The sequence below is a fragment of the Streptomyces sp. NBC_00203 genome (assembly GCF_045206325.1).
Taxonomy (GTDB): Bacteria; Actinomycetota; Actinomycetes; order Streptomycetales; family Streptomycetaceae; genus Streptomyces; species Streptomyces lutosisoli.
In genome coordinates, this window is record NZ_CP108126.1 from 5,992,036 (window position 1) to 6,013,148 (window position 21,113).

Annotated in this window: 20 protein-coding genes; 10 read left to right on the forward strand and 10 right to left on the reverse strand. The window is 69.8% G+C overall.

Features of this window, described 5'->3' with window-relative positions:
* Positions 1-17: 17 nt before the first annotated feature.
* The gene (locus tag OG975_RS26815) at positions 18-1,298 is read right to left on the reverse strand and encodes an ion channel protein (protein WP_406331942.1); all 1,281 of its coding nucleotides are present in this window, start codon (positions 1,296-1,298) and stop codon (positions 18-20) included.
* A 149-nt stretch (positions 1,299-1,447) separates the two neighbouring features.
* On the opposite strand from OG975_RS26815, the gene OG975_RS26820 reads away from it, so the two are divergent.
* Complete coding sequence (locus OG975_RS26820; protein WP_406331943.1) at positions 1,448-2,215, forward strand: MerR family transcriptional regulator; 768 nt, start codon at positions 1,448-1,450, stop codon at positions 2,213-2,215.
* A 115-nt stretch (positions 2,216-2,330) separates the two neighbouring features.
* Here OG975_RS26820 and OG975_RS26825 read toward each other — a convergent pair whose 3' ends face one another.
* Entirely contained in the window at positions 2,331-2,696 is a 366-nt protein-coding gene (locus OG975_RS26825) for a YbjQ family protein (protein ID WP_330306395.1), read from the reverse strand.
* 141 nt (positions 2,697-2,837) lie between these two features.
* Here OG975_RS26825 and OG975_RS26830 point away from each other — a divergent pair, with 141 nt between their 5' ends.
* On the forward strand, positions 2,838-3,782 hold the full coding sequence (locus OG975_RS26830) for a DedA family protein (RefSeq protein ID WP_406331944.1): 945 nt from the start codon (positions 2,838-2,840) through the stop codon (positions 3,780-3,782).
* Between the two features lie 95 nt (positions 3,783-3,877).
* Here the strand turns inward: OG975_RS26830 and OG975_RS26835 are convergent, their stop codons facing one another.
* Positions 3,878-5,512, reverse strand: coding sequence for a threonine/serine exporter ThrE family protein (locus tag OG975_RS26835; protein ID WP_406331945.1), 1,635 nt, complete (start codon positions 5,510-5,512; stop codon positions 3,878-3,880).
* 108 nt (positions 5,513-5,620) lie between these two features.
* Entirely contained in the window at positions 5,621-6,112 is a 492-nt protein-coding gene (locus OG975_RS26840) for an inorganic diphosphatase (RefSeq protein WP_327430599.1), read from the reverse strand.
* Between the two features lie 79 nt (positions 6,113-6,191).
* Here OG975_RS26840 and dacB point away from each other — a divergent pair, with 79 nt between their 5' ends.
* The 6 genes from dacB (at position 6,192) to folE (ending at position 14,050) form a co-directional block, all read left to right on the forward strand.
* Positions 6,192-7,748, forward strand: coding sequence for a D-alanyl-D-alanine carboxypeptidase/D-alanyl-D-alanine-endopeptidase (dacB, locus tag OG975_RS26845; protein WP_406331946.1), 1,557 nt, complete (start codon positions 6,192-6,194; stop codon positions 7,746-7,748).
* 183 nt (positions 7,749-7,931) lie between these two features.
* On the forward strand, positions 7,932-9,080 hold the full coding sequence (locus OG975_RS26850) for a zinc-dependent metalloprotease (RefSeq protein ID WP_406331947.1): 1,149 nt from the start codon (positions 7,932-7,934) through the stop codon (positions 9,078-9,080).
* A gap of 195 nt (positions 9,081-9,275) precedes the next feature.
* The gene (gene tilS, locus OG975_RS26855; protein WP_406331948.1) at positions 9,276-10,403 is read left to right on the forward strand and encodes a tRNA lysidine(34) synthetase TilS; all 1,128 of its coding nucleotides are present in this window, start codon (positions 9,276-9,278) and stop codon (positions 10,401-10,403) included.
* A 99-nt stretch (positions 10,404-10,502) separates the two neighbouring features.
* Positions 10,503-11,063, forward strand: a complete 561-nt coding sequence (hpt, locus tag OG975_RS26860) for a hypoxanthine phosphoribosyltransferase (RefSeq protein ID WP_327430604.1) — start codon at positions 10,503-10,505, stop codon at positions 11,061-11,063.
* Between the two features lie 210 nt (positions 11,064-11,273).
* Entirely contained in the window at positions 11,274-13,301 is a 2,028-nt protein-coding gene (gene ftsH / locus OG975_RS26865) for an ATP-dependent zinc metalloprotease FtsH (RefSeq protein ID WP_406331949.1), read from the forward strand.
* A gap of 143 nt (positions 13,302-13,444) precedes the next feature.
* Positions 13,445-14,050 carry a GTP cyclohydrolase I FolE gene (gene folE, locus OG975_RS26870; RefSeq protein ID WP_330306402.1) on the forward strand — a complete coding sequence of 202 codons (606 nt, stop codon included), beginning with the start codon at positions 13,445-13,447 and terminating at the stop codon, positions 14,048-14,050.
* 44 nt (positions 14,051-14,094) lie between these two features.
* On the opposite strand, the gene OG975_RS26875 is transcribed toward folE, so the two are convergent.
* From OG975_RS26875 to OG975_RS26900, 6 genes are all read right to left on the reverse strand, one after another.
* Positions 14,095-14,580: a DUF3180 domain-containing protein gene (locus tag OG975_RS26875; protein WP_330306403.1), complete on the reverse strand. Its 486-nt coding sequence runs from the start codon at positions 14,578-14,580 to the stop codon at positions 14,095-14,097.
* Between the two features lie 54 nt (positions 14,581-14,634).
* Positions 14,635-15,246: a 2-amino-4-hydroxy-6-hydroxymethyldihydropteridine diphosphokinase gene (folK, locus tag OG975_RS26880; RefSeq protein WP_330306404.1), complete on the reverse strand. Its 612-nt coding sequence runs from the start codon at positions 15,244-15,246 to the stop codon at positions 14,635-14,637.
* The gene (folB, locus tag OG975_RS26885) at positions 15,243-15,602 is read right to left on the reverse strand and encodes a dihydroneopterin aldolase (protein ID WP_189188543.1); all 360 of its coding nucleotides are present in this window, start codon (positions 15,600-15,602) and stop codon (positions 15,243-15,245) included. Before folB ends, folK begins: the two co-directional genes overlap by 4 nt.
* 248 nt (positions 15,603-15,850) lie before the next feature.
* A complete protein-coding gene (locus OG975_RS26890) occupies positions 15,851-16,345 on the reverse strand; it encodes a nuclear transport factor 2 family protein (RefSeq protein WP_406331950.1) in 495 nt (164 codons plus the stop codon).
* Positions 16,342-17,235 (reverse strand): dihydropteroate synthase, encoded by an 894-nt coding sequence (gene folP / locus OG975_RS26895; protein ID WP_406331951.1) that lies wholly within the window; start codon positions 17,233-17,235, stop codon positions 16,342-16,344. Before folP ends, OG975_RS26890 begins: the two co-directional genes overlap by 4 nt.
* 243 nt (positions 17,236-17,478) lie before the next feature.
* Positions 17,479-19,284 carry a phosphatidylglycerol lysyltransferase domain-containing protein gene (locus OG975_RS26900; RefSeq protein ID WP_406331952.1) on the reverse strand — a complete coding sequence of 602 codons (1,806 nt, stop codon included), beginning with the start codon at positions 19,282-19,284 and terminating at the stop codon, positions 17,479-17,481.
* A 224-nt stretch (positions 19,285-19,508) separates the two neighbouring features.
* Here OG975_RS26900 and OG975_RS26905 point away from each other — a divergent pair, with 224 nt between their 5' ends.
* Entirely contained in the window at positions 19,509-20,639 is a 1,131-nt protein-coding gene (locus OG975_RS26905) for an alpha/beta hydrolase (RefSeq protein ID WP_406331953.1), read from the forward strand.
* Positions 20,640-20,744: 105 nt separating this feature from the next.
* Positions 20,745-20,993 carry a hypothetical protein gene (locus tag OG975_RS26910; RefSeq protein ID WP_406331954.1) on the forward strand — a complete coding sequence of 83 codons (249 nt, stop codon included), beginning with the start codon at positions 20,745-20,747 and terminating at the stop codon, positions 20,991-20,993.
* Positions 20,994-21,113: the final 120 nt, after the last annotated feature.

The following is a 21,113-nucleotide window of genomic DNA, read 5'->3' on the forward strand; positions in this document are numbered from 1 at the left end:
GGTGCGGTGCGGTGCGGTCAGCGGATCGGGGTTCCGTCGTCGTGAAGCTGCATCTGCGGTCGTCCGGTCACCAGCAGCCAGGCCGGCAGGGACGCGATGCACAGCAGGGCGATGATCGAGGGGGAGGCCACGAGGGCGGCGGCCGTGAACAGGCTCACCCAGCCCTGCCGGGTGATGGCAAGGAGCATGCCCAGCACTCCCATGGACACGCCGAGCGCCGGAGGGACCGACGACACGAGCGCGTGGGCGCACAGGCCGAATGCGGTGCCCACGAAGACGGCGGGGAAGATACGGCCGCCCCGGAATCCGCAGGACGCCGCGATGAGCAGGGCGGCCAGTTTCACCCCGGACATCAGCGCGAACTGACCCGCGGACCAGCCGTCCGGGGTCTGGGCCAGCTCGTCGATCTCGGCCAGACCCTTGAAGAGCGTCAGATGCCCGCCCAGGCACCCGAGGAGGCCCAGGACGACTCCGCCGACCGGGAGCGCCACCATGGGGTGCCCGAGGCGCGAGAAGGCGCTGTGGACGTAGGGGAAGGCGTAGACCGCGAGCATGCCGAACACCGCGGCCGCGGACGCGATCACGAGCGCGGCCAGCAGGTCGCCCCAGCCGGGCGGGCCGAGCGGGGGCAGATGGAGGTCGAACTGCGGATGGTTCACCAGACTGGTGGTCATCGAGCCCACCGCAGCCGCCGCCAGCGGTGCGAAGAGGTTGTCCCACAACTTCCCCGGCATCTTCTTCCCGGCCAACGCCTCCGAGATGACCAGTGCCGCCGCGACCGGCGTACCGAACAGCGCACCGATGGTCGCCGACTCGGCCAGCGTCACCCACAGGGCGCCGGGCAGTACGGGCAGAAACCTGCGGCCCAGCCAGAACGCGAGCGCCACGTTGACGGCGATGATCGGGTTCTCGGGGCCCAGGCTCGGACCGCCCGCCAGCATCAGCGCCGTCGCCACCAGCAGCCCCGGCAGCACCAGGAGCGGCATGGGGGACGCGTTGAGTCCCAGGGTGGCCGGGTCGGGGCCCGCGTGCCCCGGCGCCTTCCACACCACGAGTCCGACGGCCACACCCGTCGCGGTGAGCATGACGATCATCCAGAGCGAGGAGTAGCCGCCGATGCCCAGAGCGTCCGGCAGGGTTGTCCACAGCACGTCCTGGAGCTGCTCGGCGAGCTTGCTGACGCCCACATAGAGCAGACTCGCGCCCGCGCCCACGAGGACAGCCGGGAGGAGCAGCGCCAGCAGCGTCCGGGCGGGCGTCGCCGGAGCGGGTGCCGGTGGGGCCGCGTCGTGGGTCACGCGCCCACACTAAGCGGACAAAAGGGACACGACATCCCGAGGATTCTCTCCGGCCCACCAGGGGTTCGCTCCGGCCCCGGTGACATCGGGCTTGCACCTCACGTCACGTGAGGGCTCATCGTGAAGCGCGTACCGAGAAGGGAGCGGAAGTGAGTTACTCAGTGGGCCAGGTCGCCGGTTTCGCCGGGGTCACGGTGCGCACGCTGCACCACTACGACGAGATCGGCCTGCTCGCGCCCGGCGAGCGCAGCCACGCGGGCCACCGGCGCTACGGCGACGCGGACCTCGACCGGCTGCAGCAGATCCTGTTCTACCGGGAGCTCGGCTTCCCGCTCGACGAGGTCGCCGCCCTGCTCGACGACCCGGAAGCGGACCCGCGCGCGCACCTGCGCCGGCAGCACGAGCTGCTGACCGCCCGGATCGAGAAGCTGCAGAGGATGGCCGCGGCCGTGGAGCACGCCATGGAGGCACGGAAGATGGGCATCAACCTCACGCCCGAGGAGAAGTTCGAGGTCTTCGGGGACGACGATCCGGAGAAGTACAACGAGGAGGCCGAGCAGCGCTGGGGCGGCACCTGGACGTACGAGCAGTCGCAGAAGCGGGTCGCCCGCTACACGAAGGACGACTGGCTGCGCATCAAGGAGGAGACCACCGCCTGGAGCGAGCGGTACGGCGCACTCGTGGCGCAGGGCGTACCGGCCGTCGACGAGCGGGCGATGGACCTCGCGGAGCAGCACCGCCGGCACATCACCAAGTGGTTCTTCGACTGTCCGTACAAGATCCACCAGGGGCTCGGCGAGATGTACGTCTCCGACGAGCGTTTCAAGGCGTTCTACGAGGCCATCGGGCCCGGCGTCGCCGAGCACCTGAGGGACGCGATCGCGGCGAACGCCGAGAGGCACTCCCAGGGGGCCTGACGGCGGCATGCGTCATGAGACCTGCCGGTAAGGGGCGCCCGCCCTTACGGGTGCCCCTTACGCGGGTGCGCTGTTCCTCGGACCGGGCGGACCGGGTGTGCGGACCGGGTGTGCGCTATTCCTTCACCAGGACGACCGCTGTCCCATACGCGCACACCTCCGTGCCCACGTCCGCCGCCTCCGTCACGTCGAAGCGGAACATCAGCACACCGTTCGCGCCACGCGTGCGCGCCTGCTCGATCAGCCGCTCCATGGCCTGGTTGCGGGTCTCCACGAGCGTCTTGGTGAGCCCCTTGAGCTCACCGCCGATCATCGACTTCAGACCGGCGCCGATCTGGCTGCCCAGATGCCGGGAGCGCACGGTGAGGCCGAAGACCTCGCCGATGACCTGCTGGACGCGGTAACCGGGTGCGTCGTTCGTCGTCACGACCAGTACGTCCGACTGGGGACCCTGGCCGCCTCCGTATTCCTCGATGCCCATGGCTCACAGCTTTGTGCCAGGGGGCGCACAGTGCATCCTGGAGACACCGGTGGAACCTGGCGAGGACACATTGCGTTGATAGCTTTGGTCGGCCGTACCAGGAGTGCCGTACCTTCCTTCACCCCTCAGGAGCCCGGAACCGTGACGACGCTTGCCCTTGGTCCAAGCTGGCTGGATCCGAACACGCTCCTGGACAGCTACGGCATCTGGGGCCTGCTGCTCGTCGTCTTCGCCGAGTCCGGCCTGCTCATCGGTTTCTTCCTGCCGGGCGACTCGCTGCTGTTCACCTGCGGCCTGCTGATCACCGCGGGCACGATGGACTTTCCCCTCTGGGCGGCCGTACTCCTGATCTGCCTCGCCGCGATCCTCGGCGACCAGGCGGGCTATCTCTTCGGCAAGAAGGTCGGCCCCTCGCTCTTCACCCGCCCGAACTCCCGCCTCTTCAAGCAGGAGAACGTGGTCAAGGCCCACGAGTTCTTCGAGAAGTACGGGCCCAAGTCCCTGGTCCTGGCCCGTTTCGTGCCCATCGTGCGCACGTTCACGCCGATCATCGCGGGCGTCAGCGGCATGAAGTACCGCTCGTTCATCACCTTCAACATCATCGGCGGCGTCCTGTGGGGCGCGGGCGTCACGCTGCTCGGCTCCTGGCTCGGCAACATCGACTTCGTCCACAAGAACATCGAGGCGATCCTGATCCTGATCGTCCTCGTCTCCGTGGTCCCCATCGCCATCGAGTTCCTCCGCGCCCGCTCCAAGGCCAAGAAGAACCCGCCCCAGGCGACCCCCGCCCCGGCCCCGGCGCAACAGCAGCCGCAGCCCCCGGTCATGGACGACGCGACGACCCAGCTGCGCCGCGTACCGCCGGCCCACCAGGACCAGAACCAGCAGCAGTACGGCTACGACCAGAACCAGGGCTACCCGCAGCAGCCGTACCCGCAGCAGTACCAGGACCCGTACCAGCAGCAGTACGGCTACGACCAGGGCCAGACCTACCCGCCCGAGCAGTACCCCCAGGGCTACCAGCAGCAGCCGTACGCCTCGGACCAGGGCTACTACGAAGAGGGCTACCCGCAGAACCGAGGCTGAGCAAAGGCGCCCCCGAAACGGGCGCGGGGACGGCGCGACCAGCCACAAACAACCCGCAGTCGCCGTCCGACACAAGGCCCCGAGCTCCTAGGCGCTCAGTACCCCCGAGTCCGCTTCGCAGCCCTGCGCCCCCCGGCGGAGCCGCCCGGCACACGCAAGAACAGCCGCGAAATCTCCGACCCCAGGTTCACCCCAATGGCGATGGCCATGGCAAGCGCGGCAGCCTTGGTGAGCGACACCAGCCCCTTGTCCACCTCGTTCTGCGCGATCGACAACAGCCCGAAATAGGTCGCCGACCCTGGCAACAGGGGCCCGATCGCCGCGGTGGTGTACGGCAGCGCCGAAGCGAACCGATACCGCGACAGCAGCTGCCCGAACAGCCCCACCAGCCCCGCCGCGACGGCGGTCGAGGCGACGGGCGAGATCCCGCCCGCGTAGTGCATCGCCCCGTACACCGACCAGGCCACGCCTCCGTTGAGGGTCACCGCGAGCACGGTGGACCGTTCCTGCTGGAGCAGGATCGCGAAGGTGAGCGACAGCAGCATGGACGCGGCGATCTGGAGCAAGGGCCGCTCGGAGATGTTCAGTGCCGCGTCGGGGTTGAGCTGGGCGCCCAGCTTCACGCCGAAATAGAGCACTAGTAGGACACCGACAACGATGCCGACAAAGAAGTACATGACTTCGAGCAGGCGTGCGGCCGCGGTGATGTAGAAGCCGGTCAGCCCGTCCTGCACGCCCGCGACGAGCGCCCGCCCGGGCAGCAGCGCGAACAGCCCACCGGTGATCACCGCGGACGCGTTCACATCGACGTGCGCCACCGTGAGCGCGACACCGATCGCGGCCGGCGGCATCGCGGCCACCGTGAACTGGTAGAACTCCGGCAGCCCGCGCCCCGCGCACAGCCACGCGAGCCGGTCGCCCAGCATCGCGCCGAGCGCCGCGGCGATGAACACGAGCGCGTCACCGCCGACGAGCACCGAGGCCGCGCCCGCGAGGAGTCCGCCGGCGGCGGTCAGCCCCCAGCCGGGGTACGGGTGCCGGTTGCGCCGGATCTCCGCGAGCCGCCGGTAGGCGTCCTCCGGGGAGTTCGCGGTCTCCGGGTCGCTGAGGTCGGCGACGAGCCGGTAGACGGCCCCGAGGCGCGTGTAGTCGGTGCCGCGGCGGCGTACCGTCCGGGACGCCGTGACGGGGTCCTCCACCAGCGACGGCTGGTGCGAGATGGACAGCTGGGTGAAGGTGACCGTCGGCTCGCAGCGGTCCAGTCCGTAGGAGCGGCAGACGGCGAACATCGCCGCCTCCACGTCCTCGGCGCCCTCACCGCCCGCGAGCAGCAGTTCGCCGATACGCAGCGTCAGGTCGAGCACGCGCGGGACGGCGGGACCCGACTCGTCCTCCTTGTGCACGGGTTCGGGCGCGGGCCGCTCGGTCACCGGCATGCGCAGCATCGTGCGCATGCGGTCCTGCCAGGGCGCGTCCTTGGACAGGCTGACTACGGGTATGCCGGCCGCCGGCGTGAAGGCGGGCGGGGCGTCCTGGGCGCTGTACGTGCGCGGGGTGCTGAACGCCGAACCCTCCGCCTCGACGGCGGGCGGCTGCGGCACGCCCTTGGGGAGCGCGAACTCGGAGGTGGTCTGCGACTCGTCCTCGACCGCGGGTTCCATGCCGTCCGGCGGCACGAAGGCGCTCTTCGCCTCGTCCGACTGCGGCTTGCGGTCCTCCGCCTCCGTCACCCATCGCTCCCGACTACGCACTCCAGTACGCCTCAGTATGCGCACTGGCAAACGAACGGGCCGCGCCACCCCGTAAGGGATGACGCGGCCCGCGAGGCACAGAAGGGGTCAGTGACCGCCCTGGTCCTTGAGACGCTTGTAGGAACGCTCGATCTCGGCCTCGGCCTCGGCGCGGCCCACCCAGTTGGCGCCCTCGACGGACTTGCCGGGCTCCAGGTCCTTGTAGACCTCGAAGAAGTGCTGGATCTCCAGGCGGTCGAACTCCGACACGTGGTGGATGTCGCGCAGGTGCTCCACACGCGGGTCGTGCGCCGGGACGCACAGCAGCTTGTCGTCGCCGCCGGCCTCGTCCGTCATACGGAACATGCCGATCGCGCGGCACTGGATGAGACAGCCGGGGAAGGTCGGCTCGTCCAGAATGACCAGGGCGTCCAGCGGGTCGCCGTCCTCGCCGAGGGTGTTCTCGACGAAGCCGTAGTCGGCCGGGTAACTGGTCGAGGTGAAGAGTCGACGGTCCAGGCGGATCCGACCGGTCTCGTGGTCCACCTCGTACTTGTTCCGCGAACCCTTCGGAATCTCGATCGTGACGTCGAACTCCACCGGTGGCTCCTCCATGATCAGCACATAGTTCTGGTGGTTAAGTGTCCCTCACGCAGGTGTGTGATCGCGAAAGGGGCTGGTGGTCGTGCCAGAGCTGAGGGCTTGGCGGGCCGCGAGACCGCATGTGGTGCGGGTCGCGCGGACGGTGAAACCGCACGTGGCGCGGGTCACCCAAGCCGTGCGGCCGCGTCCCGTGAAGTTCACGACCCCGCAGCTCACAGCCGTCGCCGCCACCGTGGGCCTGGCACTCGCGGCCGGGGCGGTGGCCGCGGCCGGTCCCTGGGACTCCACCGGTCAGCGTACGGCCGAGCGCGACTGGGCCGCATCGCGGGAGGGCGAGGGTGTCGCAGATCACGGCCATACGTCCGCTACGTCCCGGAAGTCGCCCCAGCCCGCGCCCAGCGCCGCCTCCGTACTGGCCGGACTCGGCGGTTCCACGGGCACGGTGCCCGTGCCCGCCGAGAAGGCCCTCGCGGGCGTCCTCGACCCGCTCCTGGACAACGCCGTCCTGGGCGCGACGCGCACCGCCGTCGTCGTCGACGTCGCGACCGGCAAGCGGCTGTACAGCAAGAACGCCGACGACGTCCAGATCCCGGCCTCCACCACGAAGATCGCCACCGCCGTCGCCGCGCTGACGGCGCCGGGCCCCGACCACCGCCTCCAGACGCGTACGGTCCTGGAGCCCGACACCAAGGAAGTCGTCCTCGTCGGCGGCGGCGACCCGACGCTGACCGCCCGCAAGGACGCGGAGGGCTGGGCGAGCCTGCGCACCCTCGCCGACGAGACGGCAACCGCCCTGAAGGCCCGTCATCTGGACCAGGTGACGCTCTCGTACGACACCTCGCTGTACGCCGGTCCCGCGCTGCACCCCATCGGCGTCAACGAGAACATCGCGCAGGTCACCGCCCTGATGGTCGACGAGGCCCGGCTGAACGACTCGACCAGCGGAACGGCCGGGCGTGCCCTGGACCCGGCGGCGGACGCCGCCCGGAAGTTCGCCGACCTGCTGCACGACAAGGGCATCAAGACGACGTCCCCCGGCCTCTCGAAGGCGACGAGCCGTTCCCAGGCTCTCGCCTCGGTCTCCTCGCCGCCGCTGTCCGCCCTGGTCGAGCGGATGCTGACCAACAGCGACAACGACATCGCGGAGGCCCTGGCCCGCCAGGTCGCCCTCGCCTCGGACGAGCAGCCCAGCTTCGCGGGCGACGCGAAGGCGATCAGCGCGCAGCTGAAGAAGCTCGGACTCCCGCTGTCCGGCGCCGACTTCGCGGACGGCAGCGGCCTGAACCGCGCCGACCGGCTCTCGGCCGACCTGCTCACCGCACTGCTGGCCAAGTCCGGCGACCCGGCCCACCCCGAACTCCGTACGGTCCTGACCGGCCTGCCCATCGCGGGCTTCACCGGCACCCTCAGCACCCGCTACACCGACGACCCCACCGCCACCGGCGTCGTCCGCGCCAAGACCGGCACCCTGACCGGCGTGAACACCCTCGCCGGCACCGTCGTGGACACCGACGGCCGCCTCCTCGCCTTCGCCTTCCTCACTTCGGACGAGGCCCACCCGCCGAACGCCCTGGAGGCCCGGGCGGCCCTGGACCACACGGCGACGGCACTGGCGAGGTGCGGCTGCCGATAGGCAACTACGTCCCGCCTTGGGCGGGACGGGTGGGCACAGCCGACAGCGCCGGGCACCGATGCGACCAAGCCCCGGCCCCAGCCGACCCAGAGGGCGTCAGAGACACCGTCAGCCCCACACCAGGGGGCGACCCGGACCCCGTACCCCTAACCGCAGTCGGACACGCTCACGTACGGTTGACGCATGACGAGCATCGGTGGTGCTGCATCTACTGGGATGGTCGACTGGAATCTCGCGGTGGCGACCGCGACCCGACTCGTGCGGCCGGGCCCCGAGGTGAGCCGTGACGAGGCCAGGTCCGTCGTCTCGGAACTGCGCCGGCACGCGAAGGCCTCGGAGGAGCACGTCCGGGGCTTTACTCGTATGGGCGACGACATCGTGCGCGACACCCCCGTACTCGTCGTCGACCGGCCGGGCTGGGTACGGGCCAATGTCGCCGGGTTCCGGGAGATCCTCAAGCCCCTCCTGGACAAGATGCAGGAGCGGCGCGGGAGCACCCCGGGCGGAGCCGTCCTGGGCGCCGTCGGCGGCAAGGTGACCGGCGTGGAGCTGGGCATGCTGCTGTCGTTCCTGTCGTCCAGGGTCCTCGGGCAGTACGAGACCTTCGCCCCCGCCAGCCGCGACCTGCCCGGGGGCGGCGCCTCTGACTCACCGAGTGGCGGAGGCAGGCTCCTGCTGGTCGCGCCGAACATCGTGCACGTGGAGCGCGAACTCGACGTACAGCCCCACGACTTCCGCCTGTGGGTGTGTCTGCACGAGGAGACCCATCGCACCCAGTTCACGGCCGTGCCCTGGCTGCGCGACCACCTGGAGGGCGAAATCCAGTCTTTCTTGGGGGAGACCGAGGTCGACCCCATGACCGTTCTGGAGCGCATCAGGGAGGCCGCCCAGTCGCTCGCGGGCGGGCGCCCGGACACCGAGGAGGACGACGGCGGCCGTTCCCTCGTGGAAATCGTGCAGACGCCCGCACAGCGCGAGATCCTCGGCCGGCTGACCGCCGTGATGTCCCTCCTGGAGGGCCACGCGGACTTCGTCATGGACGGAGTGGGCCCCGCCGTGGTCCCGTCCGTGGGCGAGATCCGCGAGAAATTCCAGCAACGCCGCGCCAAGGGAGCCTCCCGCCTCGACCTGGCGCTGCGCAAGCTCCTCGGTCTGGACGCCAAACTGAAGCAGTACAGGGACGGCGAGAAGTTCGTGCGGGCGGTCGTCGACCAGGTCGGCATGGACGGGTTCAACCGTGTGTGGACCTCTCCGAACACCCTCCCGACCAAGACGGAGATCGCCAAACCGGCGGACTGGGTCGCGCGGGTGCACCGCAAGGCAGAGTCGTGAACCCTACGGGAAGGTCGTGAAACGAATCCGGCCGACGGCAGGCAAACGCCCCTCCAATCACCCGTCCGAGGGACCGTGGGGCATGGGTAGGCGTGCAATGCTCGGGGAACGGCCCGGTTCTGTCACCATCTACACACTCTGAGTGACCGACCATCCCGGGCTCACCCCCCGAAAACTTCATGAAGGGAACCGGACATGGGTCCCCATCCTGCGGTCGCGGCGATACGCCTGGCGGTTCGCCGCGTACTCCACGACATCCTCACCGAGCACACGCCCGTCCCCGACACCCGGCGCGCGCCCGGCATCGGTGCCGCGCGCCCGTCCGCCCCCGACGCGGAACGCGTGCCCGCACCCGGTACGCGTCGCACACCGACACCCACCCCTGCCCAGCCCCCGCACGGGCAGCGGCCGACGCCGCTCGTGCTCGTCGCATGCTCCGGCGGCGCCGACTCCGTGGCGCTCGCCTCCGCCCTCGCCTTCGAAGCCCCCAAACTCGGCATCCGCGCCGGTGGCATCACCGTCGACCACGGTCTGCAGACCGGCTCCGACCTGCGCGCCGACGAAGTCGTGCTGCGCCTCACCGAGCTGGGGCTGACCCCGGCCGAGTCCATCGTCGTCACCGTCGGCCGCGACGGCGGGCCCGAGGCCGCCGCCCGCGACGCCCGGTACGCCGCCCTGGACGCCGCCGCCGAGCGCCTCGGCGCCACCGCGATCCTGCTCGGCCACACCCGCGACGACCAAGCCGAAACCGTCCTGCTGGGCCTCGCCCGCGGCTCCGGCATCCGCTCCCTGTCCGGAATGGCCGCGGTCTCGGGGGCCGACGGCCGTTACCGCCGCCCGTTCCTGCACCTGGACCGGCAGACCGCCCGCAAGGCCTGCATGGCCCAGTCGCTGCCCGTCTGGGACGACCCGCACAACGCCGACCCGGCCTACACCCGCTCCCGGCTGCGCCACGAGGGCCTGCCCGCCCTGGAGAAGGCGCTCGGCAAGGGTGTCGTCGAGGCACTCGCCCGTACGGCCCAGTTGTCCCGTGACGACGCCGACGCCCTGGACGCCTGGGCCAGCCAGGCCGAGGCCTCCGTACGCGACGCGGCCGGCCTCCTGGAATGCGCCAAGCTCTACGCCCTGCCGCCCGCCGTACGCCGCCGCATCCTGCGCCGCGCCGCCATCGAGGCGGGCGCCCCGGCCGGTTCGCTGTTCGCCCGCCACATCGAAGAAGTCGACCGGCTGATCACCGGATGGCGTGGCCAGGGGGCCATCAATCTCCCGGGCAAAGTCGTCGCTCAGCGCCAGGGTGGCAGACTGGTGATTCGGCAAGGCTGAAACCGGACCCTCCACCGGAACCGTTCACACGGATCTCCGGGACCCGTCGCACGGGTCGCGGGCGGTCCGGGTGGCCGGTGGGACGGACGACCGAAAGTGATGCGGGTGGACGCGAAAGACATGGGCACCGACCTCAAGTCGGTGCTCATCACCAAGGAAGAGATCGACGCGAAGCTGGTTGAGCTGGCCGCGAAGATCGACGCGGAGTACGCGGGCAAGGACCTGCTGATCGTCGGTGTCCTCAAGGGCGCCGTGATGGTCATGGCGGACCTGGCGCGTGCGCTGTCCACCCCGGTCACCATGGACTGGATGGCCGTGTCCTCGTACGGCGCGGGCACGCAGTCCTCCGGTGTCGTGCGGATCCTCAAGGACCTCGACACCGACATCAAGGGCAAGCACGTCCTCATCGTCGAGGACATCATCGACTCCGGGCTGACCCTCTCCTGGCTGATCTCCAACCTCGGTTCCCGCGAGCCCGCCTCCCTCAAGGTGTGCACGCTGCTGCGCAAGCCCGAGGCGGCCAAGGTCGCGATCGACGTGGAGTGGGTCGGCTTCGACATCCCGAACGAGTTCGTCATCGGCTACGGCCTCGACTACGCGGAGAAGTACCGCAACCTCCCGTTCGTCGGTACGCTCGCGCCTCACGTCTACGGCGGCTGAACCCCCGCCCTTTCGAGGGCGGCTCAGTCCCGGTAGGACGTTCGGGAACCCCAGCGGGTTTCGCGCCGTTGGAGCATGCGTAGGCCGGATTGCCAGCAGTCCCCTGCGGCTTCGGGTGACAATGCTGGGGTACCGTCCGACGAACAGCCTTTATAAGTCTTTATCAAACTCACTATGGCAGGAGGGACGGGGCGGCTCCGCTCCGTATGGATGGACGTGAAGCGATACTTCCGTGGGCCGGTCATGTGGATCGTGCTGGCCGTCCTTGCCGTGGTCGTGTTGATGCAGGTCGTCGGTTCGTCCGGCGGCTACAAGACGGTGGACACCGGCCAGGTCGTCCAGGCGATCAATGACAACAAGGTCGAGCAGGCCAAGATCACCACCGGCGACGAGCAGACCATCAAGGTCCAGCTCAAGGACGGCGAGAAGGTCGACGGCAGCTCAAAGATCCAGGCGAGCTACATCGGCGACCAGGGCGTGGCCCTGGCCAACACACTGCAGGACAAGTACCAGAACAAGCAGATCCCGGACGGCTACACGGTCTCTCCGACGAAGCAGAACGCCTTCGTCGGGATCCTGCTGTCCCTGCTTCCCTTCGTCCTCATCGTCGTCGTCTTCCTGTTCCTGATGAATCAGATGCAGGGCGGCGGCTCCCGGGTCATGAACTTCGGGAAGTCCAAGGCGAAGCTCATCACCAAGGACACCCCGAAGACGACGTTCTCGGACGTCGCGGGCTCGGACGAGGCGGTCGAGGAGCTCCAGGAGATCAAGGAGTTCCTCCAGGAGCCGGCGAAGTTCCAGGCCGTCGGGGCGAAGATCCCCAAGGGCGTGCTCCTTTACGGGCCTCCTGGTACCGGTAAGACGCTGCTCGCGCGCGCTGTCGCGGGCGAGGCCGGCGTCCCCTTCTACTCGATCTCCGGTTCCGACTTCGTCGAGATGTTCGTCGGTGTCGGTGCCTCCCGAGTCCGTGACCTGTTCGAGCAGGCCAAGGCGAACGCTCCGGCGATCGTCTTCGTCGACGAGATCGACGCGGTCGGCCGCCACCGCGGCGCCGGCCTCGGCGGCGGTCACGACGAGCGCGAGCAGACGCTCAACCAGCTGCTCGTCGAGATGGACGGCTTCGACGTGAAGGGCGGCGTCATCCTGATCGCCGCCACGAACCGGCCCGACATCCTCGACCCGGCCCTCCTGCGCCCCGGCCGCTTCGACCGCCAGATCGCGGTCGACCGTCCGGACATGCAGGGCCGTCTGGAGATCCTCAAGGTTCACCAGAAGGGCAAGCCGGTCGCTCCGGACGTCGACCTGTCGGCGGTCGCGCGGCGTACCCCCGGCTTCACCGGCGCGGACCTGTCGAACGTGCTGAACGAAGCGGCGCTGCTCACTGCGCGCGCCAACGGGAAGCTGATCGACAACTCCATGCTGGACGAGGCGATCGACCGTGTCGTGGCGGGCCCGCAGAAGCGGACCCGGATCATGTCCGACAAGGAGAAGAAGATCACCGCGTACCACGAGGGCGGCCACGCCCTGGTCGCGGCGGCGTCTCCGAACTCGGACCCGGTCCACAAGATCACGATCCTGTCGCGGGGCCGTGCCCTCGGCTACACGATGGTCCTGCCGGAGGAGGACAAGTACTCCACCACGCGCAACGAGATGCTCGACCAGCTGGCATACATGCTGGGCGGGCGCGCGGCCGAGGAGCTCGTCTTCCACGACCCGACCACGGGCGCTGCGAACGACATCGAGAAGGCCACCGCAACGGCCCGCGCGATGGTCACGCAGTACGGCATGACCGAGCGTCTCGGCGCGATCAAGTTCGGCGGCGACAACACCGAGCCCTTCCTGGGCCGGGAGATGTCGCACCCGCGTGACTACTCGGAAGAGGTCGCCGCGCTCGTCGACGAAGAGGTCAAGAAGCTCATCGAGAACGCGCATAACGAGGCCTGGGAAATCCTGGTCGAGAACCGCGACGTCCTCGACGCGCTGGTGCTCCAGCTGCTGGAGAAGGAGACGCTGAGCAAGGAGCAGATCGCCGAGGTCTTCGCTCCCATCGTCAAGCGCCCGGCCCGCCCCGCGTGGACCGGCTCCTCCCGGCGCACGCCGTCCACCCGCCCGCCGGTGCTCTCCCCCAAGGAGCTGTCACTGACGAACGGGGCGAACGGCTCGGCGCCGGCCATCGCCACCGCGACGGAGTCCGTCCCGGTGACGGAGGCGGCCCCGGAGGAGCGCACCGAGAGCTGACCCAGGCTCCCGGCGGCCCCACCAGGCCCGGAATGAATGCCGCACCCCCCAGGTTTTAGCCTGGGGGGTGCGGCATTTTCGTCTGCCCGCATGATTGGGACGCGTCGACCGGCACGCGCAAGATCCACAGGAACGAGGACCAGATGACCGACCCCGTGACGCTGGACGGCGAGGGCCTGATCGGTGAGTTCGACGAGAAGCGCGCCGAGAACGCCGTACGAGAGCTTCTGATCGCGGTCGGCGAGGACCCGGACCGCGAGGGCCTCAGGGAGACGCCGGGGCGCGTGGCGCGGGCGTACAGGGAGATATTCGCGGGGCTGTGGCAGCAGCCGGAGGACGTTCTGACGACGACGTTCGACCTGGGGCACGACGAGATGGTCCTGGTGAAGGACATCGAGGTCTTCTCGACCTGTGAACACCATCTGGTGCCGTTCCGCGGGGTCGCGCACGTCGGCTACATCCCGGCCACCAGCGGCAAGATCACCGGTCTGTCCAAGCTGGCCCGGCTGGTCGACGTCTACGCCCGCCGCCCGCAGGTGCAGGAGCGGCTGACGACTCAGATCGCCGACTCCCTGATGGAGATCCTGGAGCCGCGCGGCGTGATCGTGGTCGTGGAGTGCGAGCACATGTGCATGTCGATGCGCGGCATTCGCAAGCCCGGCGCGAAGACCATCACGTCGGCGGTGCGCGGCCAGCTGCGGGACGCGGCGACGCGCAACGAGGCGATGAGCCTCATCATGGCGCGCTAGCCTCCCGGGGGCCTCCCGTCCGACTCCTGCGAAGCGCTCCGGGGCTATGCCACCGGAGCGGTTCCCGCGTTGTCGTCGTCGTCCTCCGGGAGCTTGCAGACGCGCTCCAGGAAGAAGGCGGCCGCTATGACGCCGATGCCGGCGAGGACGGAGAGGCCGGCGTAGATGGCCTGGTCGCGGCGGGCGGGGATGTCGAGGGATTCCAGCAGGAACGCGCCCGTGCCGCCGTACATACCGGCCACCAGGGCGGCCACCAGGGCGCTCGCCTGGCCGAAGACGACCGCGCGGGCCGCCATCAGGGGGTCGACGCCCTTGGCGCCGGGGCGGCGCTCGCGCTGGGCCTTGAGACGGGCGCGCAGCGAGAGCGCCGTCGCGAGGAGGACGACGGCGATCAGGGCCAGGACGATGGGGGCGGCGAGGGGGACCCGGGGGAGCGTGCCCACCGCGTTCCACAGGCGGGCGCCCGCCCAGGACAGCACTCCGGCCACGACGAACACGGCGGCCAGCGTCCTGATGCGCAGCTCTTTCACTTTGCCCCTCTGCCCCTTATTGGTAAGCCAGTCTGGTCGTCATGACCTTAACGACTACTCGGGCAGCCGGAGTTCCAGATCGGCGCGGGGCGTGACACCGTCTCGGGTGAGCGCCGCGAGGAGCTGGGCCACGGGGCCCCGGCCGGGGAACTGGGCCTCGGGTTCCACGTCGTGCCAGGGGGCGAGGACGAAGGCCCGTTCGTGGGCGCGCGGGTGAGGGAGGGTCAGCACCGGGTCGTCGGAGACGACATCGGCGTACGCCACGATGTCCACGTCGATCGTGCGCGGGCCCCAGCGCTCGTCCCGCACGCGGTGGAAGGCCTCCTCGACCGCGTGCGCCCGCTCCAGGAGCGAGGACGGGGGGAGGGTGGTCTTGAGGACCACGACCGCGTTGAAGTACGTGGGCTGGCTGCCCGGTTCCACGCCCCAGGGCTCCGTCTCATAGACGGGGGAGACCGCTTTGACGCGGACTCCGGGGGTGTCCTCCAGGGCGTCGATGGCGCCCTGGAGGGTCTCCAGGCGGTTGCCCAGGTTCGAGCCGAGGGAGATCACCGCGCGCTTCGGGTTCTGCAGGGTCGTGTCGGCGGCGTCCACCTGCTCCACCACGGAGGCGGGCACCGGCTGTACGGTCGGGTCGCTCTGACCCTTGGTGGAGAAGGCGGTCATACTCGGCTCCGGGTGATCGTGACGGTCACGTCGTCGAAGGGGACCGTGATCGGCGCGTCCGGTTTGTGGACGCAGACCTCGACCTCCTGGACCCCGTCGTGCTTCAGACACGCCTGGGCGATGCGCTCGGCGAGCGTCTCGATGAGGTCGACGGGCTCGCCCTCGACGACGGCCACGACCTCCTCCGCCACGACGCCGTAGTGCACGGTCTTCGCCAGGTCGTCGTCGGCCGCGGCCGGTCGGGTGTCCAGGCCCAGCGTCAGGTCCACGATGAAGGTCTGGCCCTCCTCGCGTTCCTTCTGGAAGACACCGTGGTGCCCGCGGGCCTTGAGGCCGCGCAGCGCGACACGATCCACGCGAATCACTCCTGCAATCGTCGGTATGGGCCGTCATGAACCGAGTGCGGTCGGCTCACCAGCCTCAAACGAATCTACCTGCGGGCACTGACAGTGCTCGCCCACGGGGACGTGTGCCCGGGCGAAGGTCATGAGGCTTCACCGGGCGTTTCCCCTGGGGAACGCGGCGGCTCACGGGTTGGTAGCCGCGCCTACCCCGGGATTCGTGATTCCAACCACTTCTTGGTTCCTGTGAGTCGCCCACCCACTCAACCGGCGGTGTCGTCGTCCTCTTCCTCGCCGGATTCGGCGAGCACGGGGGAGGCGTGGTGCGACCAGAGCTTCCAGCCGTCGGCTGTGCGGCGGAACACATTCGTGGCGACGACCAGCTGGCCGACGAGCGGGCCGAGCTCGTCGCTGTCGTCGGGGGCGGGGCCGCCGCTGAGGATGTTCTCGGTGCAGGTCACCAGGGCGGTGTCTCCGGTGACGGAGACATGCACGTCGGTGAGGAAGAACTGGATGTACTCGGTGTTCGCCATGATCAGCGCGTACGAGCGCAGCACCTCGCCGCGGCCGTTGAGGACGGGCCAGCCGGGGTGGACGCAGGAGATCACCGCGCCCTCGCCCTCGATGTCGTCGTCGGCCGTGTCCAGCGGGGCGAGCCACAGCGAGGACAGCTCTTCGAAGTCGCCCCGTTCCAACGCCTCGTAGAAGGAGGTGTTGGCGAGCTCGACCTGTTCGACGTCGGTGCGGGGGGCGCTCACCGGGCTCCCTCTGCGGCCGGCGCTCCGGTGCTGCGGGCGCTCTCGACGGCCCGGGCGACCCGTACGGCGTCGGCGGTGGCCCGTACCTCGTGGACGCGGACGGCCCACGCGCCCTGGTGGGCGGCGAGCGCGGAGACGGCGGCGGTGGCGGCGTCCCGCTCGCGCGCGGGCGGCGGGGCGCCCTCCGGGCCGGCCAGGACGCGGCCCAGGAATCGCTTGCGGGACGCGGCGACGAGCAGGGGGTAACCGAGTTCGCCCAGGCGGTCGAGGTGGGCGAGGAGCGCCAGGTCGTGCTCGGGGTCCTTGGAGAAGCCGAGGCCCGGGTCGACGACGATGCGGTCGGGGGCGATGCCGCCCGCCAGAACGGCCTCCACGCGTGCGTGCAGCTCGTTGAGGACTTCGGAGACGACGTTCTCGTACGTCCCCTTCACGTTGCCGCCCTGGAGGAAGCCGCGCCAGTGCATGACCACGAAGGGGGCGCCGGCCGCCGCGACGGCGGGGATCATCGCGGGGTCGGCGAGGCCGCCGCTGACGTCGTTGACGAGGGCGGCGCCGGCGGCGAGGGACTGCTCGGCGACGGAGGCGCGCATCGTGTCCACGGAGACGGTGACGCCCTCGGAGGCGAGGCCGCGGACGACCGGGATGACGCGCTTGAGCTCTTCGGCCTCGTCGACGCGGGTGGCGCCGGGGCGGGTGGATTCGCCGCCGACGTCCACGAGGTCGGCGCCCTCGGTGACCAGGCCCAGGCCGTGCTTGACCGCGGCGGTCGTGTCGAACCAGCGGCCGCCGTCGGAGAAGGAATCGGGGGTGACGTTGACGACCCCCATGACCGCGCAGCGGTCCCATGTCGGCAGTCCCGCGACTCGGCCGCGCCCGCGCTCGTTGTTCATACGTCCAGCCTAGGCCTCCGGCGGGGGGCCGAATCGCCTGCGGGTTGTCTCTGGCTGGGGTGCTTTGGCCGCTTCGCGGCCTGTTTGTCCACCCACCCACCTGAATCGGCCGGTCGAGCGGCCCCCTCGAAAGGCACGCCGCCCGCCACGACCGCTGTACGGAGAGGCCGCTCGCCACGACCCCTCCGTAAGACGTGGCCGCTCGCCACGACCCCCGGTAAGCGGCGGCCGCTCGCCCGGCCGCTAAGCCGCCCTTATGCCGTGCTCCGACACCGTGTGCGCGCACGCGCGTGGAGCCGGTCGGCGGTGGCGCAGCAGGCGTGGCAGGGCGAGGTTGACGAAGCCCTCTGCCTGCATGGCGGCGAAGCCGATGCGCGGGAGGTCGCGGGAGGAGCCGTAGACGACGAAGCGGGGCTCCCAGCGCGGGCGGAACTTGGCGTTGAACTTGTACAGGGACTCGATCTGGAACCAGCGGGACAGGAAGACCAGCAGGCCCCGCCAGGCGCGCAGCACGGGTCCCGCGCCGATCTTCTCGCCACGGGCGAGCGCCGAGCGGAACATCGCGAAGTTGAGCGAGATCTGCTTGATGCCGAGGCGGGGGGAGGCCTGGAGTGCCGCCACGATGAGGAGTTCGTTCATGCCGGGGTCGGCCGACCGGTCGCGGCGCATGAGGTCGAGCGACACGCCGTCCGTGCCCCACGGGACGAAGTGCAGAACGGCCTTGAGGTCGCCGTAGGGGCCGGGCTGGTCGTCCGCCTTGTGGGCGGTGGCGATCAGACAGTCCCCGTCGGACGGGTCGCCGATGCGGCCGAGCGCCATGGAGAAGCCGCGCTCGGTGTCCGTGCCGCGCCAGTCCTCCGCGGCGCGCCGTATGCGGTCCAGCTCCCCTTCACTGAGGTCGCGGATGCGCCGTACGCGTGTCTCGTAACCAGCCCTTTCGATGCGTTTCACCATCTGGCGCACATTTCGCATCGCGCGCCCGGCCAGGGAGAAATCCGCGACATCCACCACCGCCTCGTCGCCCAGTTCGAGGGCGTCCAGGCCCGTTTCGCGGGTCCACACCTCACCGCCGGTCTCGGAGCAGCCCATGACGGCGGGCGTCCAGGAGTGCGCCTTGGCCTCGTCCATGAAGCGCTCGATCGCGCCGGGCCAGGCCTCGACGTCGCCGATGGGGTCGCCGCTGGCGAGCATCACCCCGGAGACGACGCGGTAGGTGACGGCCGCCTTGCCGCTGGGCGAGAAGACGACGGCCTTGTCGCGGCGGAGCGCGAAGTGGCCGAGCGAGTCGCGGCCGCCGTGCTTCTCCAGGAGGGCCCGCAGCCGGGTCTCGTCGTCCTCCGTGAGGCGTGCGGCCGGGTGTTCGGGGCGGAAGGCCAGGTAGATCGTGGTGACGGCGGTCAGCCAGCCGAGCGCGCCGAGCGAGAAGGCGACCGTCCAGGACGTGGGTCCCGCATAGTCCACCGGCCCCTCGAAGCCGAACAGGCCGTACAGGACGTGGGTAATACGGTCGGCCAGGCTTGGGTCGCCGACCATGCGGTTCTCGTGGACGCTGACGATGATGAGTCCGAGCGCGAGGGAACCGGCGCCCATGAGCACGAAGTTGGCGAGCGCCCGCCAGCGGCTGCGGGGGTCGGGCAGGGCCGCGAATTCGTCGCGGTGGCGCAGTAGTGGTGCGAGCAGCGCCGCGGAGATGATCACACCGATAACCGAGTGGCGGTACGCGAACTGCGCGACCGCTCCGGCCGGCAGCAGGACGACGGCTGCCCGCCACGCCCGTCGCTTGCGGCGGCGCAGCCCGTGAGCCAGGAGCAGCAGAAGCACGCCGGCACTGAGCGACAGCGCGGCGGCGAACGGGCCTAGCGCGCCGGGCAGTACCTCGGCGATGGCGTGCATGCGGCTGCGCCGGAAGCGCGGGAAGACACCGGCGGCGATGTCCAGGACTCCTACGAGCGTGCAGGCCCTGGCGACCAGGGCGGGGACGGCCTCGGGGCTCGGACCGCGGAGTATGCGCCGCGACCGGCCTGATCGACTCGGAACCTCGCCCGACATTTCCCCATCTATCCTGACAGACATCGCATCCCGTAGTTCTGCGAGAGACCTTGAATCCGGTGCCATTCCGGCATCCGGCGACATTGCGCCCTCTAGGACGGTGTCTTGGGGAGACAGGTTCACTCCCCACAGGAAAGCCGTTTCAAAAGGCAAGGAAAGTCCGGGGCAAGTGCTCGCGAAGGAGCGGCGCGGCCCGGGACAGGAAGCGCAGGCAGGAACAGCCCATGGGTCTCACGAGCAACAAGGTGCTGGTGCTGGCGGTCTTGCTCGCCGTGCTGCTGTTCGTCGGCACGGTGTGGTGGTGGCCACGGCTGGCACGGCGCAACTGGCGGGCCGTCAGCGGACGGGTCGGCCTGCTGCTGGCCACCCAGGTGGCGGTCTTCGCCTCGATCGGGCTCTCCGCCAACCAGGCATTCGGGTTCTACGCCAGCTGGGCGGACCTCTTCGGCCAGGAGAGCGGCCAGGGCGTCGTCGTCGACCACAACGGCACGGGCGGCTCGGCCGGCGGCCCCCTCCAAGTGGTCGACACCCAGGAGGTGAACGTCTCGGGCGGTTCCCGGCCGCAGATCGGCGGTCAGATCCAGAAGGTCGACATCGTCGGCCGTACGACGCACATCGCGACCCCGGCGTACGTCTATCTGCCCCCGGAGTACTTCCAGTCGCGCTACCGCACCCGCACCTTCCCGGCAGCCACCGTCCTGACCGGCTACCCGGGCACCGCCCAGGCGCTCATCAAGGGGCTGCACTACCCCCAGACGGCCCACGAGATGGCCAAGAACGGCAAGATGCAGCCGATGATCCTCGTCATGCTGCGGCCGACCGTCGCGCCCCCGCGGGACACCGAGTGCGTGGACATCCCCGGCGGCCCGCAGACCGAGTCGTTCTTCGCCAAGGACCTCCCCGACGCCGTATCGGCCCACTACAGGGTGGGCAAAAAGCCCGGCAGCTGGGGCATCATCGGCGACTCCACGGGCGGCTACTGCGCGCTGAAGCTCGCCATCCACCACCCCGAGGTGTACGCCGCCGGTGCGGGCCTGTCGCCGTACTACAAGGCAGCGATCGACCCCACGACGGGCGACCTCTTCCAGGGGGACAAGCGGCTGCAGGACAGCGCCGACCTGCGCTGGTACCTCAAGAACAGGCCCGCGCCCGACACCTCACTGCTCGTCAGCAGCAGCAAGATCGGCGAAGCCAACTACAAGGCCACGCTCGGCTTCATAGACCTCGTGAAGTCCAAGCAGCTCACCCGGATCTCGTCGATCATCCTCGACAGCGGCGGCCACAACTTCAACACGTGGCGACGGGAGATCCCGGCGACGCTGCAGTGGATGAGCGGACGGCTGAGCGACCGCTGACGGTCACTCGCGCCGGGCTGTTGCCCAGGGTCTGCGATTCGACGTTCGCGGAATTCCTCAATGCGAAGGACAACGGTGCGAACGCGAAGGTGGTCGCCGCCGGCGATGCCGACGCCACCGGCACCGCGCTTTGCCGAGAAGTGCAACCTCAAGACCCTTTCCGATCTCCGCAATTCGGTCCTCGAGGTCAAGATCGTGGCGGGTGACGAATGCGAGACGCGGCCCTTCTTTGCGCCCGGGCTGAAGAAGATGTACGGAATCGGCATCTCCGGAATCGACCCAAGGGCGTGGGCGCGCCACGGACGCGACGCTGAAGGCATGGGTGAAGCTCACCGGCGTGCTCAGCATGGATGACCTTGTGGAACTCAACCGGAAGGTCGACACCGAGTGCCAGAAGCGGCGGATGTCGTGAGGGGCTATCCGGGGTCGAAGGGCTTGATCAAGTAGGGCAAATTGATCGGGATGTGTGGCTCA

Excerpts from the sequence above, each read along its gene's own strand:
- ftsH (WP_406331949.1), top strand. The coding sequence starts at position 11,274 with ATGGACGTGAAGCGATACTTCCGTGGGCCGGTCATGTGGATCGTGCTG.
- hpt (WP_327430604.1), top strand. The coding sequence starts at position 10,503 with ATGCGGGTGGACGCGAAAGACATGGGCACCGACCTCAAGTCGGTGCTC.
- OG975_RS26850 (WP_406331947.1), top strand. The coding sequence starts at position 7,932 with ATGACGAGCATCGGTGGTGCTGCATCTACTGGGATGGTCGACTGGAAT.
- folE (WP_330306402.1), top strand. The coding sequence starts at position 13,445 with ATGACCGACCCCGTGACGCTGGACGGCGAGGGCCTGATCGGTGAGTTC.
- folK (WP_330306404.1), bottom strand. The coding sequence starts at position 15,246 with ATGACCGCCTTCTCCACCAAGGGTCAGAGCGACCCGACCGTACAGCCG.
- OG975_RS26905 (WP_406331953.1), top strand. The coding sequence starts at position 19,509 with ATGGGTCTCACGAGCAACAAGGTGCTGGTGCTGGCGGTCTTGCTCGCC.
- OG975_RS26910 (WP_406331954.1), top strand. The coding sequence starts at position 20,745 with ATGCCGACGCCACCGGCACCGCGCTTTGCCGAGAAGTGCAACCTCAAG.
- OG975_RS26825 (WP_330306395.1), bottom strand. The coding sequence starts at position 2,696 with ATGGGCATCGAGGAATACGGAGGCGGCCAGGGTCCCCAGTCGGACGTA.
- OG975_RS26900 (WP_406331952.1), bottom strand. The coding sequence starts at position 19,284 with ATGTCGGGCGAGGTTCCGAGTCGATCAGGCCGGTCGCGGCGCATACTC.
- tilS (WP_406331948.1), top strand. The coding sequence starts at position 9,276 with ATGGGTCCCCATCCTGCGGTCGCGGCGATACGCCTGGCGGTTCGCCGC.
- folP (WP_406331951.1), bottom strand. The coding sequence starts at position 17,235 with ATGAACAACGAGCGCGGGCGCGGCCGAGTCGCGGGACTGCCGACATGG.